The 14,099-nt window shown below is 70.0% G+C and carries 8 protein-coding genes, 2 tRNA genes and 3 pseudogenes; 5 read left to right on the top strand and 8 right to left on the bottom strand.

The window, feature by feature from the left end:
• Positions 1-30: 30 nt before the first annotated feature.
• Positions 31-903: a helix-turn-helix domain-containing protein gene (locus QQM72_RS24085; protein ID WP_314222946.1), complete on the bottom strand. Its 873-nt coding sequence runs from the start codon at positions 901-903 to the stop codon at positions 31-33.
• Positions 904-1,518: 615 nt separating this feature from the next.
• Here QQM72_RS24085 and QQM72_RS24080 point away from each other — a divergent pair.
• Complete coding sequence (locus tag QQM72_RS24080; RefSeq protein WP_310435005.1) at positions 1,519-1,944, top strand: hypothetical protein; 426 nt, start codon at positions 1,519-1,521, stop codon at positions 1,942-1,944.
• A gap of 232 nt (positions 1,945-2,176) precedes the next feature.
• A complete protein-coding gene (locus QQM72_RS24075) occupies positions 2,177-2,422 on the top strand; it encodes a tyrosine-type recombinase/integrase (RefSeq protein WP_314222945.1) in 246 nt (81 codons plus the stop codon).
• Between the two features lie 54 nt (positions 2,423-2,476).
• Here the strand turns inward: QQM72_RS24075 and QQM72_RS24070 are convergent, their stop codons facing one another.
• From QQM72_RS24070 to QQM72_RS24050, 5 genes and pseudogenes are all read right to left on the bottom strand, one after another.
• A complete protein-coding gene (locus tag QQM72_RS24070) occupies positions 2,477-2,770 on the bottom strand; it encodes a hypothetical protein (RefSeq protein WP_314222944.1) in 294 nt (97 codons plus the stop codon).
• Positions 2,771-3,193: 423 nt separating this feature from the next.
• Positions 3,194-3,553, bottom strand: a pseudogene (locus tag QQM72_RS24065) (thiol-disulfide oxidoreductase DCC family protein); the annotation flags it as partial.
• 7 nt (positions 3,554-3,560) lie between these two features.
• On the bottom strand, positions 3,561-4,712 hold the full coding sequence (locus QQM72_RS24060) for an HTTM domain-containing protein (protein ID WP_314222943.1): 1,152 nt from the start codon (positions 4,710-4,712) through the stop codon (positions 3,561-3,563).
• Positions 4,713-4,851: 139 nt separating this feature from the next.
• Positions 4,852-5,658 (bottom strand): DUF5819 family protein, encoded by an 807-nt coding sequence (locus QQM72_RS24055; RefSeq protein ID WP_314222942.1) that lies wholly within the window; start codon positions 5,656-5,658, stop codon positions 4,852-4,854.
• A gap of 1,460 nt (positions 5,659-7,118) precedes the next feature.
• Positions 7,119-7,304, bottom strand: a pseudogene (locus QQM72_RS24050) (ATP-binding protein); the annotation flags it as partial.
• A gap of 68 nt (positions 7,305-7,372) precedes the next feature.
• On the opposite strand from QQM72_RS24050, the pseudogene QQM72_RS24045 reads away from it, so the two are divergent.
• Positions 7,373-7,878, top strand: a pseudogene (locus tag QQM72_RS24045) (tyrosine-type recombinase/integrase); the annotation flags it as partial.
• Positions 7,879-7,972: 94 nt separating this feature from the next.
• Here QQM72_RS24045 and QQM72_RS24040 read toward each other — a convergent pair.
• A tRNA-Arg gene (locus tag QQM72_RS24040) sits at positions 7,973-8,045 on the bottom strand.
• Between the two features lie 194 nt (positions 8,046-8,239).
• Positions 8,240-8,330 (bottom strand) — tRNA-Ser (locus QQM72_RS24035).
• A 157-nt stretch (positions 8,331-8,487) separates the two neighbouring features.
• Between QQM72_RS24035 and QQM72_RS24030 the strand changes: the two genes are divergently transcribed.
• Positions 8,488-9,027, top strand: coding sequence for an SSI family serine proteinase inhibitor (locus QQM72_RS24030; RefSeq protein ID WP_314222941.1), 540 nt, complete (start codon positions 8,488-8,490; stop codon positions 9,025-9,027).
• 463 nt (positions 9,028-9,490) lie between these two features.
• A complete protein-coding gene (locus QQM72_RS24025; protein ID WP_314222940.1) occupies positions 9,491-14,062 on the top strand; it encodes a hybrid sensor histidine kinase/response regulator in 4,572 nt (1,523 codons plus the stop codon).
• Positions 14,063-14,099: the final 37 nt, after the last annotated feature.

Raw genomic sequence — 14,099 nt, 5'->3', positions numbered from 1 at the left:
GCGCCGACCTGTGGTTCGTACGCGAGTCGATCAGGACGGGACCGTCGCGTCGACGTACGTCTTGGCGATGTCGGTGATGAAGTCACGGCTGCTGTCCGGGGTGAGGGCCCGCGCCCGGAGGTGGTCGTACATCACGTTGTAGTGCCGCAGGTCGGACGGCTTCTCCAGGTAGAGATCGCTGGCGAACCGTTCCAGGTACACCACCCCCGCCTCGGGACTGTCGGCGAACCGCAGGATGGAGAACTGTCCTGACAGTCCCGGATGAGCGCCGACCGTGTAGGGAAGGACCTGCACCGTGACGTGCGGCTCCGCGCTGAGTGCCTTCAGGTGCTCCAGTTGCTCACGCATGACGTCCGGGCCGCCGACGACGCGGCGCAGGGCCGATTCGTCGATGATGACCCACAGGTTCAGCGGGCAGGCCAGGTCGTAGATCCGGTGCTGGCGGCGCAGCCGTACCTTGAGCTGCGTGGCGGCCTGTTCGGCAGTGAGCCGAGGAATGGTCTCCCCGATGACAGCCTGGGCGTAGGCAGGAGTCTGCAGCAGATCGGGCACCATCATGGGCGCGTGGGTGTGCAGGGAAGCGGCGTCCGTCTCCAGGCCGATGTAGACGCTGCCGGAGAGTTCGCCATAGGGGTGCCACCAGCCCCGCTGGCCGGATTCCCTGGCCATCTCCATGAGGGAGTCGACGACCTGCTGGTCCGTCACTTCGTAGATCACGCACAGGTCGCGCACATCACGGGGGCTGATGGCACGGTTGCCGTTCTCCAGATGGCTGATCTTGGGCTGGGAGACCATGAGCCGCTCGGCCACTTCTGTGCTCTTCAGCCCACTGAGCACGCGGAGCCGACGCAGCTCGGCGCCGAGACGGCGTCTCCTGACAGTGGGATTGGTCTTCGCCGCCACGCGCGGTGTACCTCCGGGTCCAAACGGGTGTGTCGGCACGCAGGTTGCCATGGCACGAGGGTTGCCGATGACGCGCAATGCCGCCGTGATCGTCAGCGGCCGAAACGGACTCTTACGTTGGCAATTGCCCTGGCGGCGAGACCCTCGCGGTAAGCAGCCGGCGCTCCCCTGACGGCGAGGAGGAACCTGAAGGACGGCCACGAGTGGGGGCGCGTCGCAGCGGACCCGGTCAGAGTCGCCACCCCGTGCCGGGGTTGCTGTACTTCGTTGCCGTACAGCAGCGAGGCACGTCGTCCTGTGAGGACGCAGGCGGGCACAGCGTCTTTGGGTGCTCCCGTCCCGTCTTGGGGGTGCTCCCGTCCCGTAGGCCGTCGAACCAGGCAAAGCCGAGCAGACGCGGCCCACGGCGTCCAGGTCGTACGTCCGGCTCGGCGCTCCAACTGGACGCCGTGAAGGCCGTGCCAAAGCACGAAACAGCACGGGAAACGGTCGGACAGCGGAAACGAGATGGCCCGCGATGGCGCGGTGAAAAATATGATCGCAAAGTATGCCCACCTGACGTACGGTCACCACGGCCCGCCGGACTGCCCGAGCGGGTACAAACAGGGGGTAACGATGCGCCACAAGATTGCGGCCCTGGCCGCAACGGTTCTTCTTGCCGGCGGGGCACTCGCCAACGCGACGTCGGCGTCGGCGACTGTTGATCCGCCCAGCGGTGGTTGGGACCACACGTGGACCACCTCGGACTCCAACCCGGGTGGCACGGCCTACATCGCCGAGTACGGCGACATCGTCTCGGTCTGCGACACGGACGCCGACGGAGTCTCACCCCGGGTCCAGATCGCCGTCCAGTACCCGAGCGGCGCGTATCACATCCGCTACACACTCACCGCCTCGGGCGGAGAGGGCGCATGCGCCTCGGCTCGTGCTTCGCAGGGGGGCATTTACGACCTCCCCGAGGACACCTCGATCAGCGTCGCGGTCTGGCTGGGCCCGGACTACGGCAGCGTGACCACGCACTACTACGTCAACGACCACTAGCCGGTCCGCAGGGACGGAAGTGTCCCTGCGCGTCCTGCGCCGCTCCCCGCCTCGTCGTCGAACCTCCGAGGCCGGCCGAGCCGGGAACTGAGACGGCAGAAAACGAAGAGGGCGACACTCCCGCGGGTGTCGCCCTCTTCGTTTTCTGCCCGGCAGGGCGGGCCAGAGGCCGTGGCGGGCTGATCTTCACGACGATGACCGGCCGCGTCACGGACCCCGCAGCCTGAACCGCATGCCGACCACCCTGTGCCGGGAAGCAGGCGTACGACGCGTGCGTGTGCACGGTCTCCGACACACGTGCGCGTCACTCCTGCGCGCTCAGGGCGTGGACGCTCGCACGATCATGGAAACCCTCGGGCACAGCACGATCACGATGACCCTCGACACCTACGCGCACGTCATGAGTGCGACGCTCAAGGCCGCCGCCGATCGGATGGACGACGCACTCGGTGACGACCCCAGAGACGCCACCGCGTAACCGGGCACCTTGATGACGTCGCCACTGAGGCCGGTCCACAGCCTGTCTCCCGGATCAGGCCGCGGGGCGGCGGGCGCGGAGCCGGTGGACGCCCTTTATGGCGTAGCCAGCGGACATGAGCACCCAGCCGGGGACCGCGATCCACAACCAGGGTCCCGCCACCACGAGACTCAGAAGCGAGCCGCCAAAGAGCAGCAGGCCACCGACTGCATCCAGCAGGTCGAGACGCGCCTTGAAGCGCACCGCGGAGTCGAGTCCGCGCAGTCGGTGGATGATGGGCACGAGACCGAGGATCTGCAAGACGGCCAGGCCGAGAAAGATCCAGGCGAACCAGTCGGGTATGTCCACGGCGCGCACTGTATCGCTCGTCCGGAACCCCAGGGGCGAAGATCCAAAAGAGGCAGCACGCTGGGCGTTGATGTCACCAGTTGATGTCGAAGGCCCCGTCAGTTGAACTGACGGGGCCTTCGACCTGTGTGCACTCGGCAGGATTCGAACCTGCAACCTTCTGATCCGTAGCTCTGTAGAGATCGGTCATTGGAGGTCATACGGACGGCGGGGAGGATTGTAGAGGCGGTATTGGGTGCTGGCGGTTGCTGGGGTTGCTGTACCTCGTTGCCGTACTGCAGCGGCTACCAGTCGTCGTGGTCCTCATTGATCTCGTTCAACGCCACGACGACACGCTTGATCGCGTCGAAGACCCCTTCGTCGTCCAGGTCCCGGAGCTTGGCCACTTCCCACAGAACAGGCCGCCGTGCCGCCCGGCAGGCTGTGGCGGTTGTTCGCGATCAGTCGGTAGACACCCTGGGACAGCCACCGGACGGGAAGCGTGAGAAGCAGAGCGCCGAGGATGCGCCATCCTCGGCCCGCGCTCAGCAGGGCCTTGGCAAGGGCTCGGGAGCCCCCGTACACCGTGCCCGTCGGAGTGATCCACAGCATCTCCCGCTGCGCCCGCTGCTCCGCGACACCGAGTGCGGTGAGGTCGGTGAACTGCCAGGCGGTGACGGCGCACTTGGGCTGGATATGACGCTCGATGAACTGCACCGACCTGGCGCAGAAGCCGCAGTCGCCGTCATAGACGAGCAGCGCGAGGTTCTGGAGCCGGCTCTCGGGGCGGCGGGGGAGGCTCACCGGACGTTCACGCCCCTTCGAGGCATGGCCGGCCCTTGTACCGTCCGTGTCGCTCGCGGAGCCGGCGCATCAGCCCTGCGGTCCGGCCATCGGCCCAGACGAGGAGGGCTGTGGGCAGAAAGACCAAGTCGCAGACGATCATGGCGAGTGACAGGAAGGGGATGCCCAGGACGACCGCGATCCCCACGTGTTCGAGAATCATGACGGCCAGCAGCACGTTCTTGATCTTGCGGTACAGGAGGGTGAAGGGGAAGGAGATCTGCATGATGACCGTGCCGTAGCACAGCAGGAAGACCAGCAGCATGTTCGTCGAGACGAGGTCGGTCAGCCACGGCCAGGGGCGGAAGAGATCCAGGTGCATCGCGTAGTAGACGGCGCTGCCGTCCTGCCACTTCGTCCCTTGGCTCTTGTAGAGGCCCGCTGAGGCGTAGATGAAACAGACCTGAGCGGCGATGACCAGCATCGCGCAGTTGTGCAGCATGCCCGCGCCGGAGTCGAGCAGCGAGCGCATCGTGGCGCGAGGAGCCCACCGCTCCAGGGCGAGGCACAGGCCCTGGACGCTCCACATCACCCAGAAGACAGCGAGCCAGCCGTGCCAGTGGACGCATGAAGCCCACAGCAGCGGCGGGCCGAGCGCGAGCCACCACGTCGAGCCGGCCCGGTCGCGTCGTGCATCACCGGCCTGCGCCCCATGGCGCCGGGCGTCCAGCGACCACATCTGGCCGCAGCGAGTGAAGACCAGGTACACCGCCATGATGCGGATGATGTCGTCACCCGCGTCTCCCGCGAAGGGGCTCCGGTTCTCGATGGCGAGCACTCCCACGAGGAAGAGCACCGCTGTGCCGCGGGTGCGCCAACCCAGCATGAGCAGCACGGCCGCCGCGATCGCCGCGAGATAGACGAACTCGAACCACCATCGGCTACCCGACCACGTGAGCACGGTGAACGCGTGAGTGTCGGCGTTGAGAGTCCTGGCCATGGTCAGCGACCAGGGGTTGTGGTCACCGAACAGCACCCGGCGGTTCGGCCACTCTCGCAGCAGATAGCAGGCGACGAAGAAGCCGTAGCCGATGCGGATGACGGCTGCCTGGTACGGGAAGTGGGTGCGGCCCGCGAAAGAGATGGATCCCGACAGCTTCTCCAGGACACGTTCGCGCACCGCAACCCGAGCGGTGGGAGGTTGGGACGGCAATGGTGGTGAGGCCGGGGCCGATGAGGGCCGGGGTGCAGTGAAGCCGTCCGCGGGGTGCGGGGGTGCCGGGACGGGGACCGTCGCCGCGTTGCGGATTTCGTGCACGTCACAGCTCCTTGTAGAACTTCTCCTCGACCGGCCACCACGGCAGGACTCTGTAGGCCGTCGTGTCCGGCGCCTTCTGGCCCGTCCACTCCGGCGGGGCAATGGCGTTGGTGCGGCAGGCGAGTTGGATACGCACGACCCGCTCGCCGTTCCACTGGCGGCCGAAGTGCTGAAGCGCGATCCGCGACAAGTATTCGGTGGACAGCGCGCTCCGCATACCATTCGTCGGATTGTCCTTCAGGTCGTGGGATTCGATATAGAAATCCCAGGAGCGGCGAAGCACGTTCTGGTCCAGATGACTGGGGACCGGATTGTGCTTCATGGCCTCGATATGCGAAAAGGACAGATTTTCCCAGTCCCACGTGTGCCGGGTACCGTCACGCCCCAACGTCTGGACCCGCGCACCGACCGACGCATTCTGGGCGAGTGGATTGGGGGCGAACATCTGCCAGTTCTGGCCGAATTCGGGATAGATGTGACCGTTGATCGCTTGTTGATATCTGTTCGTCACGGAACTGGCAGGCGCGAGAGTCAGAAACACCATGCCGAGGTGCCACACCACGGCGCCGAGCAGCACCGCGGCCGTGAGCGTCAGAAATGCCAGAGCAACCGTCAGCTGAACGCGCGGGGCGGTGTCCCCCCTGGCTTCCTCGGCGGGGAGGGTGTTCCCGTCGGCGTCGGGAGGGGCGGACGGTTCGTCGTGCTCCGTTGTCGGTCCGGCTGCGTCGAACGCTCTGGTCGGGCTCACTGGTGTGTCCGAGCTTCGGGGCGGCGCGGAGTCACCCACTGCCTTCCGGAACTGCTCCATGATGATCCTCGTGATCTGCCGTCTCACCGGCATGTGCAGGGGCGGAGAGCCGTGCACCGCTTTGTGCCCCACGTCCCGCGCCCGCCCCGGCGCCGCCCGGACGGGCGGCGCCGGGACCTCGTGCCCGTTGCCGGCGCCCCCTACGTAACGCGACCGAGGATTCGGCTGCGGTCAGCGCAAGGGGACGCCGTGCCACAGTGGCCAACGTGCATCAGGCGACCGTGTCAGTTGCCGTTCGCGTTGTTGCCGTTGTTGCCGTTCGCGTTGTTGCCGTTGTTCCCGTTCGCGTTGTTGCCGTTGTTCCCGCCGTTCCCGCCGTTCCCGCCGTTGGCGTTGGTCGGGTTGTTGGTTCCGTTGGAACCCCCGATGAGGCCAAGCAGGTTCAGCGTGATCGTCGGGTTGAACGTCGCGTTCTAGGTGCAGTACCCGAACGTTCCGCCCTTGCAGTTGTGGTCAAGGTTCAGCGATGTGTAGCTGTCCCCGTCCTCGCCGTCGTGGCCGGCGGGGTGAGCGAGGGAAGCGATCACCCGATCGACAGGAACAACGGACGGGTTGGCGAGCGCCACGCCCCCCAAAGACAGGGCGCCAGCCGCCACCCCTACTACGAGGCCCCGGAAAGCCTTCATCGGTGACCTACCTTTCTCTGTGAGTGAATCAGAGGACTTTGCGGATGCTGCAACTTTCTAGCTATGGCACAGGTAACGAGATGCGCGGTAAGCGGTACCTCGGATGCCGCAATGACCTCTGGATATTCACTCGAATGGGCTTAGATCAACCAGCATCACGAATAACTCGGCTATCCATGTCGCGAACGATTCCCTCCGAAGGCATCGTTCTGACCGTGGCCGCTTTTATCCGCTGGTTGCACGCGGGAGTTGGAGTGAGACGCGCATGAAGTTCATTCAGGTGAGACCCAGTTCTGACCGCCGCCACGGAAAGTCAGCCACGACGGCGGGTTCGCCGAACGAGCACCCGTCACGTGTGCCTCCAGCAACCCCTGCCGGACCTCAGCCACGCTTCCTCGATGCGTCATGATCCGCAGTCCCACCTGCTGAGGCGTTGTGCGTACGGGCAGGGCCTGGCTCGCCTCCGGGCTTCCACGGAAGGGACGGTGGCCGTGCGCTCTGCCGTCGCTCTGTCTTCAGCTTGGTCCTGGCGCTCGGGCTCGTCGGGTTGCTTGCGCTCTGGCTGTCCGTCTCGGCGAGGTTGCGCGCTGAGCGGCGGGGGGCCGGCGCAGCGGTGGCGGAGACAGGGAGCGGCGGCGGGCCCCGGCCGCCAGCGCGCGCGGACCGCCGTAGGCGGGCCGCCTTGAACCAGTAGAGAAAGTTGTAACTCGCCCACCCAGTTGTTCGCCTCGACCGCCGAGTAGGCGTCGAAGGGTCCGAAGAGCGCCGGCGGCTGCTGCCCGCCGAGCCTTTCCGACCAGCACTCGCACCAGAAGCCGGGGCTGGTCGTCGTCCTCAGCATGGGTGGCCTCCTCGGCGTACGTCCGTGAAGAGCTCCGCGGTGACCGTGTGGCCGCCGTCGCTGTCGTGGATCACGACCTGGTGAGCGATCGCGCTGACCATGCCCAGACCCCGGCCGTGTTCGGCGTCCTGGTCCTGGTGCTCGGCCTTGGGGGCCGTGCCGGTGCCTCCGTTGTCGCTGCCGCGTCCAAGGTCCGTGTCGACGGCCCGACCATCGACGGCCGCGCCTACGAGTTCGCCTTCGGCGCACCTGGAAGTCGATCGGCTTCGAGACAGCCGAGCTGTCGTGGATCACCAGATTCAGCGGGCGGGCGTCAGATACTCCACCGGGAGACGAAGACCGAAGAGTCGGACGACTTCCTTCCCCTCCCCGCGTTCTGTCTCAAGGCGCTCCGCATGCGCCACGCTCAGCAGACCGGGGACCGGAAGGCGGCCGGGGAGCTCTGGCAGGACACCCGCGGCCTGGTCTTCACCACGAAGTACGGGACGCCCATCGAGCCGGGGAACTTCACGCGCATGTTCGCCCTGCGGGCCCGACGGGCCGGCCCTCCGGGTGATCACCCTGAGGAACACCCGGCACACGTGCAGCTCGCTGCTCGTCGCGCTCAAGGTCCACCCGAAGGTGGCACAGCGCATCCTCCGGCACTCACAGATCGCCATGACGATGGAGGTCTCCGCGGAAGCCAGCGAGGAGGAGGTGCGCGCCGCGCTCGGCAAGCTGTCCGAAGCGATGGGCGGCGGCCCGACGGGCTGACATCAACGTCTGACATCAACCGTTGCTGTACTTCGCTGCTGTACGGCCCGGAAACACCAAAGGCCCCGGATCTCTCCGGGGCCTTCGACCTGTGTGCACTCGGCAGGATTCGAACCTGCAACCTTCTGATCCGTAGTCAGATGCTCTATCCGTTAAGCTACGAGTGCTTGTTATTCGGTTTTTCTGTCTTGGCTCCCGGCCCTTGCGGCCCGCTCGCGGCGACAGGAAGAACATTACATGACTGCCGCCGACATGTGAAATCCGTTTGCCATACCGCTTGTGAGCTGCGGAAACGCCTGTCTGGAGGGTCTTGGGAAACGACGAAGCCCCGGTCGGGTGGACCGGGGCTTCGGTGATCGCGCGGAGGCGGAGGGATTTGAACCCTCGATGGGATTGAAGTCCCAAACCGCATTAGCAGTGCGGCGCCATAGACCGGACTAGGCGACGCCTCCAGCACAACCGCTCGCGTGTGGGCGAGTGGTGCGTGCAGATGATGACACAGTCGAAGGGCGTGTCACCAATCGGCGTCCACGGTACTAGGCAGGTGGGTCGCAGGGCAAAGCGGTTGCCGGGGCGCAACGTCGTCGGGGGCGTCGCGTTAGTCCTGTCATGTTCCAGGTCACCCCACTCCGACGGCTCGCCGTCGCCGCTTCCGCCGCCTGTGCCGCCGTGGTCGCCTCGTCCGCCACCGGGCCCGTCACGGCGTACGCCGCCGGGACAGCCGGGGCCGTGACGTCGGTCGCCGCCGTCACCGACGCCACCTCGCTCGCTTCGCTCGCGCCGCCGCCCGTCCGGGAGGAGGACCGGGTCTCAGGTGATCACCTCACGGTCACCGTCCAACATGCCGGCGGCCGGGCGAACGGGACGTTCGAGCTGTACTGCCACCCGGAAGGCGGCAGTCACCCGGACACGGGAAGCGCCTGTCGCGCCGTGGACCGGAACACCCGGTGGGGCAGGGACGCCTTCGCGCCCGCCGCGGCCGGCGCCATCTGCACCATGCGGTACGGCGGGCCGGCCACCGCCCACGTCACGGGCCGCTGGGCCGGGCGGCCTGTCGACGCGACGTACGACCGAAGCAACGGCTGCCAGATCGAGCGGTGGGACCGGCTCGTGCCGCTGCTGCCCGACCTGCGCCCGGCCGCCCGCTGACGCGCGCCCGGTGTCCGACGGCCAGCCCTCGTCTGCCCCGCCTCGCCTCCGCGGTCGTGCCTCGCCTCCGCGGTCGTGCCACCCCTCGTCTGTCCCGCCTCGCCTCCGCGGTCGTGCCTCGCCTCCGCGGTCGTGCCACCCCTCCTCTGTCCCGCCTCGCCTCCGCGGTCGTGCGCGTACAGGCGACGCGTGGCGGAGGCACCGGTTCCGTAAAGGTCGCGCGAAGGTCCCGCGAAGTCCGGGCCGGATGCGGGGCGGGTGCGGGAGCCGTCCGTCGTCCGCAGCGGCAGGCCACGACAGGTGAGGACACACGTTCTGTGTCACTTCGTCGTGCGAGCTCCCTCTCATCCGGCGCCGCCGACGGGGCCCCAGCCCTTAGACTCCCTCGCGTGACACGGTGCGGGCCGGTTGGCAAGATGGCCCGAACGGTCGGCAAGGTGCGGTAACAGGGAGGAAGCGACTCGTGAGCAGCAGGCCATCCCGAGGCGCTGCTCGCCTCGCAGCCATACTCGACGCGCTCCCCGATGCGCTGTTGCTGGTCAACGCCAACGGGACCGTCGTCAACGCGAACACCATCGCGCTGGAGGCTTTCGAGACGCCGGGTACCGCGCTGGTGGGGCGGGGGCTGCTCGATCTCCTGCCGCAGTTCGACTCCAAGCTCATCCCGGGGTCCATGCGGCGGCCCGATCACATGGACCCGCGCGGGCGGACCAAGCCGACCCGGATGGTGGCCCGCCGCACCGACGGCAGCGAGTTCCCGGTCGAGGTCACCAGCGCCAACCTCGAGAACGGTCAGCAGGCCTACGACGGCTACGGCTACTCCTCCGCCTCCGACGAACTGCTGATGCTCGTCGTGCGCGACCTGTCCGGGACCGTCGACACCGAGGCCGAGCTGGCGCGTTCGCAGCGGCAGACCGAGATGATCCTGAGGGCCGCGTCCGAGGGCGTCGTGGGGACCGACACCGACGGCCGGATCGTCCTCGTCAACCCGGCCGCCGCCCAGATACTGGGATACCGGGCCAGCGATCTCGGCGCCAAGGAACTGCACACCCTCGTGCTGCACTCGCGCGCCGACGGCTCGCCGTTCCCGTACGACGAGTCGCCGCTCGCCGACACCCTGCGGTCCGGGCGCAAGCACCGGGTGCGCGGGCAGGTGCTGTGGTCCAAGAGCGGGGACAGGGTCGCGGTCGATCTGACGACCGCGCCCGTGCGCGACGGCGATCAGCTCGTCGGCGCCGTCATGACCTTCACCGACCGCCGGCCCTACGACGCCCTCGCCGAGGAGAAGGACGGCGTCGAGAAGCGGCACGCGGACGAGTTGGAGAAGCTCTCCGAGGAGCACGCCTCCGACCTCACCGCGCTGCGCCAGCAGCACGTCACCGAGCTCGAGGAGCTGCGCGAGCGGCACGAGGAGGAGCTCGCGGCCGGCGAGGAGCGCTACGCCTCGCTCGGCGAGCGCGAGAAGGACCGGTACGAGGCGCTCGCCGGGCGGCACGAGCAGCTGCTCACCCTGCTCGGGGACTCCCTGCGCGGGCCGCTGGACGAACTGCGCCGCGAGCTGGCGGCGCTCGCCGCGGACGACGCCGGCCAGCTCTGGCCCGAGGCCAACCAGGTGCTCCACCACCTGTCGGCCGGCTACTCGCGGATCACCACGCTCATCGACAACGTGCTCGGCTACCAGCGTCTCGACACCGGGTCGGAGGTCATCGCCCGGACGAAGGTGATGCTCGACGCCGTCGTCGCCGCCGGTGTCGACGGCGCGGTGGATCTCATCGGGCCGGGACGGGTGCAGTTCGCCGTGCACGCGCCGCCCATCGAGGCCGAGGTCGACGCGCGGCTCCTCGCGACCGCGCTGGCGCACCTCGTGGCCGACGTCGCCGGCGTCGACGCCACCGGCAACGCGCCCGTCTCGGCGGGCGGTTACATGGACAACACGGTCGTGGTGGCGGCCGCCCAGCGCGGCGAGGTCGTCCGCATCGAGGTGCGCGGGCCGTACGCCGGCGGCGATCCCGTGCACGAACCGATCGTGCGGGGGATCGTGCGGGCGCACGGTGGCGTGCTCCAGACGCACGAGGTGCCGGGCATGAGCGGCAGCGCGTACGTGCTTGAGGTGCCGTTGGGCGGCGGCGCGGGGGCCGTGGCGGCTCCGGCGGCCATGGCCCTGCCCGCGCTCGCGGCCGGAGGCGGCGCCGCCTCGGCGGCCCCCGCGAACGCGATGGCCTCGGAGGAGAACGTTCCGGGCGAGTACGGCGCCGGTGGGCGCCGTCGGGCTCGGCGGTCCTCCGTGGACGCCTTCCTGGAGGGTGACGTCCCCGCCGTGGAGGGCGGCGCCGAAGCGGAGGCGGCGGTTCCGACCGGTCGGCGGCGCAGGCGGGCCGGGGCCGCGGCCCCGGAGGAGGCGCCGGGCGAGCTGCCGCCCGCGGTGGACGAGGCCGATGGCCCGGAGGGCTCCGGTGGCACCGGGCGGCGGCGTGGGCGGTCGGCCGAGATCGCCGTCGTGGGAGCCGACGCGGGAGCCGGCGGAATGCCCGCGGCGCTCGACGGCGGGGTGAGCGAGGGTGCCGTCGTCACGGCCGCCGAGCACGCGGCGGGGACCGCGGCCTCGGGTACGGGACTCGGCGGCACCGTTCCGCCGCAGGGCGTACCCGCGCCGGGCGGCCAGCGGCCCCCGCACCACGCACCGGACGGCCGGCAGCCGCAGAACGCGTTGCCGGCCGCGCTGCCGGCGCTCGCGGGCGCACCGGTCGAGGCAGCCCCGGGGACGGGTCCGGGAGCCATGGCACAGGCGGAGACGGAGGACGGACAGCCGACGGGCAGGCGACGGCGTGCCCTGGCCGCCGCGAACGAGCGCGCCGCCGCGCAGGAGGCCGGGCCCCGTGCGGTGTTCGCCCTGCCGCCCGCGCAGGCCGACCGGGCGCCGGACGGTGCCGTCGGCATGGGCGCGACCGCCCAGACTTCTCCAGCCGCCCAGGCTCCCCAGGTTCCCCAGGGGGCCCGAGCGGTGGGGCCGATTCCGGCCGCGGCTGCGGGAGCGGGCCAGGTGCCGGGAGCGGTTCAGGTGCCCGCACAGGGCCAGGTTCCCGCACAGGCTCAGGCACCGGTTCAGGCTCAGGCTCCTGTTCCCGCCCAGGCGCCCGTTCCGGGTTCCGCCGAGGATTCCGCGATCGACCACGGGCGGCACGACGCCGTCCCGCACGACCAGGCCGACGACCACACCCCGCCCCAGCCGCACCCCACGAGCGCGCCCACGGGCCGCCGTCGACGGGCCGCCGCGCAGGCCGCGGAGGTCGCCGCACCGGCACAGGTTCAGCACCAGCAGCCCCAGCCTCAGATCCCGTCTCAGGCGCAGCAGGTGGGACAGCCCGTCGCCGCCGCGCAGCCTGCCGGTGCCCGGCCCGCCCCCGCGCAGCCGGTTCCGGCAGCCGTGCCCGTCCCCGGGCAGCCGTTGCCCGGGCAGCCGGCCGCAGGTCAGCCGCTCCCCGCACCGACGGCCCCCAACCCCGTGCCGAACGCGCCCGGGCAGGGTCAGCCGCTCCCGGCCGAAGCGGCCCCGGCCCCCGCCCCCGCCCCCGCGGCGGCGCAGCCCGCGCCGGTGACGACAACGCCCAGCGGTGGTACCCCGCTTCCGCCCGAGGCCGCCGTCGGGCAGCCGCGGGCGGCGCAGCCGTTGCCCGCCGAGGCCGCGGCGGGCCAGCCCGTGGACCCCAACTCGACGCAGGGTCGGGCGATCAGCGTGCGGACCCTGGGGCAGGGCGTGCCGTTCACCCGGCAGGCAGCGCAGGTGCAGCAGGTACAGCAGTTGCAGCAGGCACAGCAGTTGCAGCACGCACACCAGACTCAGCAGGCTCAGCAGGCTCAGGCGATGCGGCACTCGCAGCCGGGGCTGCCGTCGGCGCAGTCCACGGCCACCCCCGCCCCGCACGCCCCCGGTGGTTCCGGGCGGCGCCGCAAGCTGGGGACTCCGCCCGACCCGACGACGCGCCCGGAGCAGGCGGCGCGTCCGCACCCGTCGGCCGAGCAGCCCGTCGTGGCGCAGGCGCAGGCTCAGGCGCAGGCCCCCGTGGCTCCGGCACCGCCGCCCGGCACGGCACCCACACCGGCAGCCGTGCCCGTACCGGCCCCCGTACCGCATCCCTCCCTCGCGGGTCAGTCGCGGCTCGTGCCGGGTGGGCCGGGGACCGAGGGCGCCGGACGGTCGTACGCCATAGGGGCTCCGGACGAGAACGCCGCCGAGGGGCCCGAGCCGCTGGACGGGCCCGGTGGGGCCGTAGAGGTGGCGGATCCGCCGCAGCCCCAGCCACTGGACGACGAGCTGCCGCCGGAGCCGCTGGACAACCCGCGTCGGCTGCTGGTGTGGCCGGCGCCGGACGTCAGTACGCAGCAGGCGCTCAGCGACCGCGGCTACCGGCCGGTGATCGTGCACTCGCGCGAGGAGGTCGACGCGCAGATCGCCGCCTTCCCGGCCGCGCTGTTCGTGGACCCGCTGACCGGGCCGATCACCCGTACCGCGTTGCAGTCGCTGCGCACGGCCGCGGTGGCCGCCGAGGTTCCGGTGCTGGTCACGGCCGGGCTCGGACAGGCGACGCGCGAGGCGGCGTACGGCGCCGATCCCGCCGTCCTGCTGAAGGCGCTCGCGCCGCGCGACAGCGAGCAGCATCCGCCGCGGGTGCTGCTCATCGAGGAGCACGCCGAGATCGCCCTCGCCCTGACCTCGACGCTGGAGCGGCGCGGGATGCAGGTGGCACGGGCGGCGAGCGACGCGGACGCCGTCACGCTCGCCGGGCAGCTGCGGCCGAACCTGGTCGTGATGGACCTGATGCAGGTGCACCGGCGCCAGTCCGGGATCCTGGACTGGCTGCGGGCGAACGGCCAGCTCAACCGCACTCCGCTGGTCGTCTACACGGCCGCCGTCGACCCGGCCGACCTGCCGCGGCTGGCGTCGGGGGAGACGGTCCTCTTCCTCGCCGAGCGGTCGACGAGCGCCGAGGTGCAGAGCAGGATCGTGGACCTGCTGGCCCGGATCGGCACCAACTAGGAGCCGTACGGCCCGGCGATGTCCTACCGGGCCGCGT

The organism is Streptomyces zaehneri (assembly GCF_032248645.1).
GTDB lineage: Bacteria > Actinomycetota > Actinomycetes > Streptomycetales > Streptomycetaceae > Streptomyces > Streptomyces coriariae.
This window is presented reverse-complemented; position numbering and strand designations above follow the sequence as displayed.

Excerpts from the sequence above, each read along its gene's own strand:
- QQM72_RS24075 (WP_314222945.1), top strand. The coding sequence starts at position 2,177 with ATGCCGACCACCCTGTGCCGGGAAGCAGGCGTACGACGCGTGCGTGTG.
- QQM72_RS24080 (WP_310435005.1), top strand. The coding sequence starts at position 1,519 with ATGCGCCACAAGATTGCGGCCCTGGCCGCAACGGTTCTTCTTGCCGGC.
- QQM72_RS24055 (WP_314222942.1), bottom strand. The coding sequence starts at position 5,658 with ATGGAGCAGTTCCGGAAGGCAGTGGGTGACTCCGCGCCGCCCCGAAGC.
- QQM72_RS24030 (WP_314222941.1), top strand. The coding sequence starts at position 8,488 with ATGTTCCAGGTCACCCCACTCCGACGGCTCGCCGTCGCCGCTTCCGCC.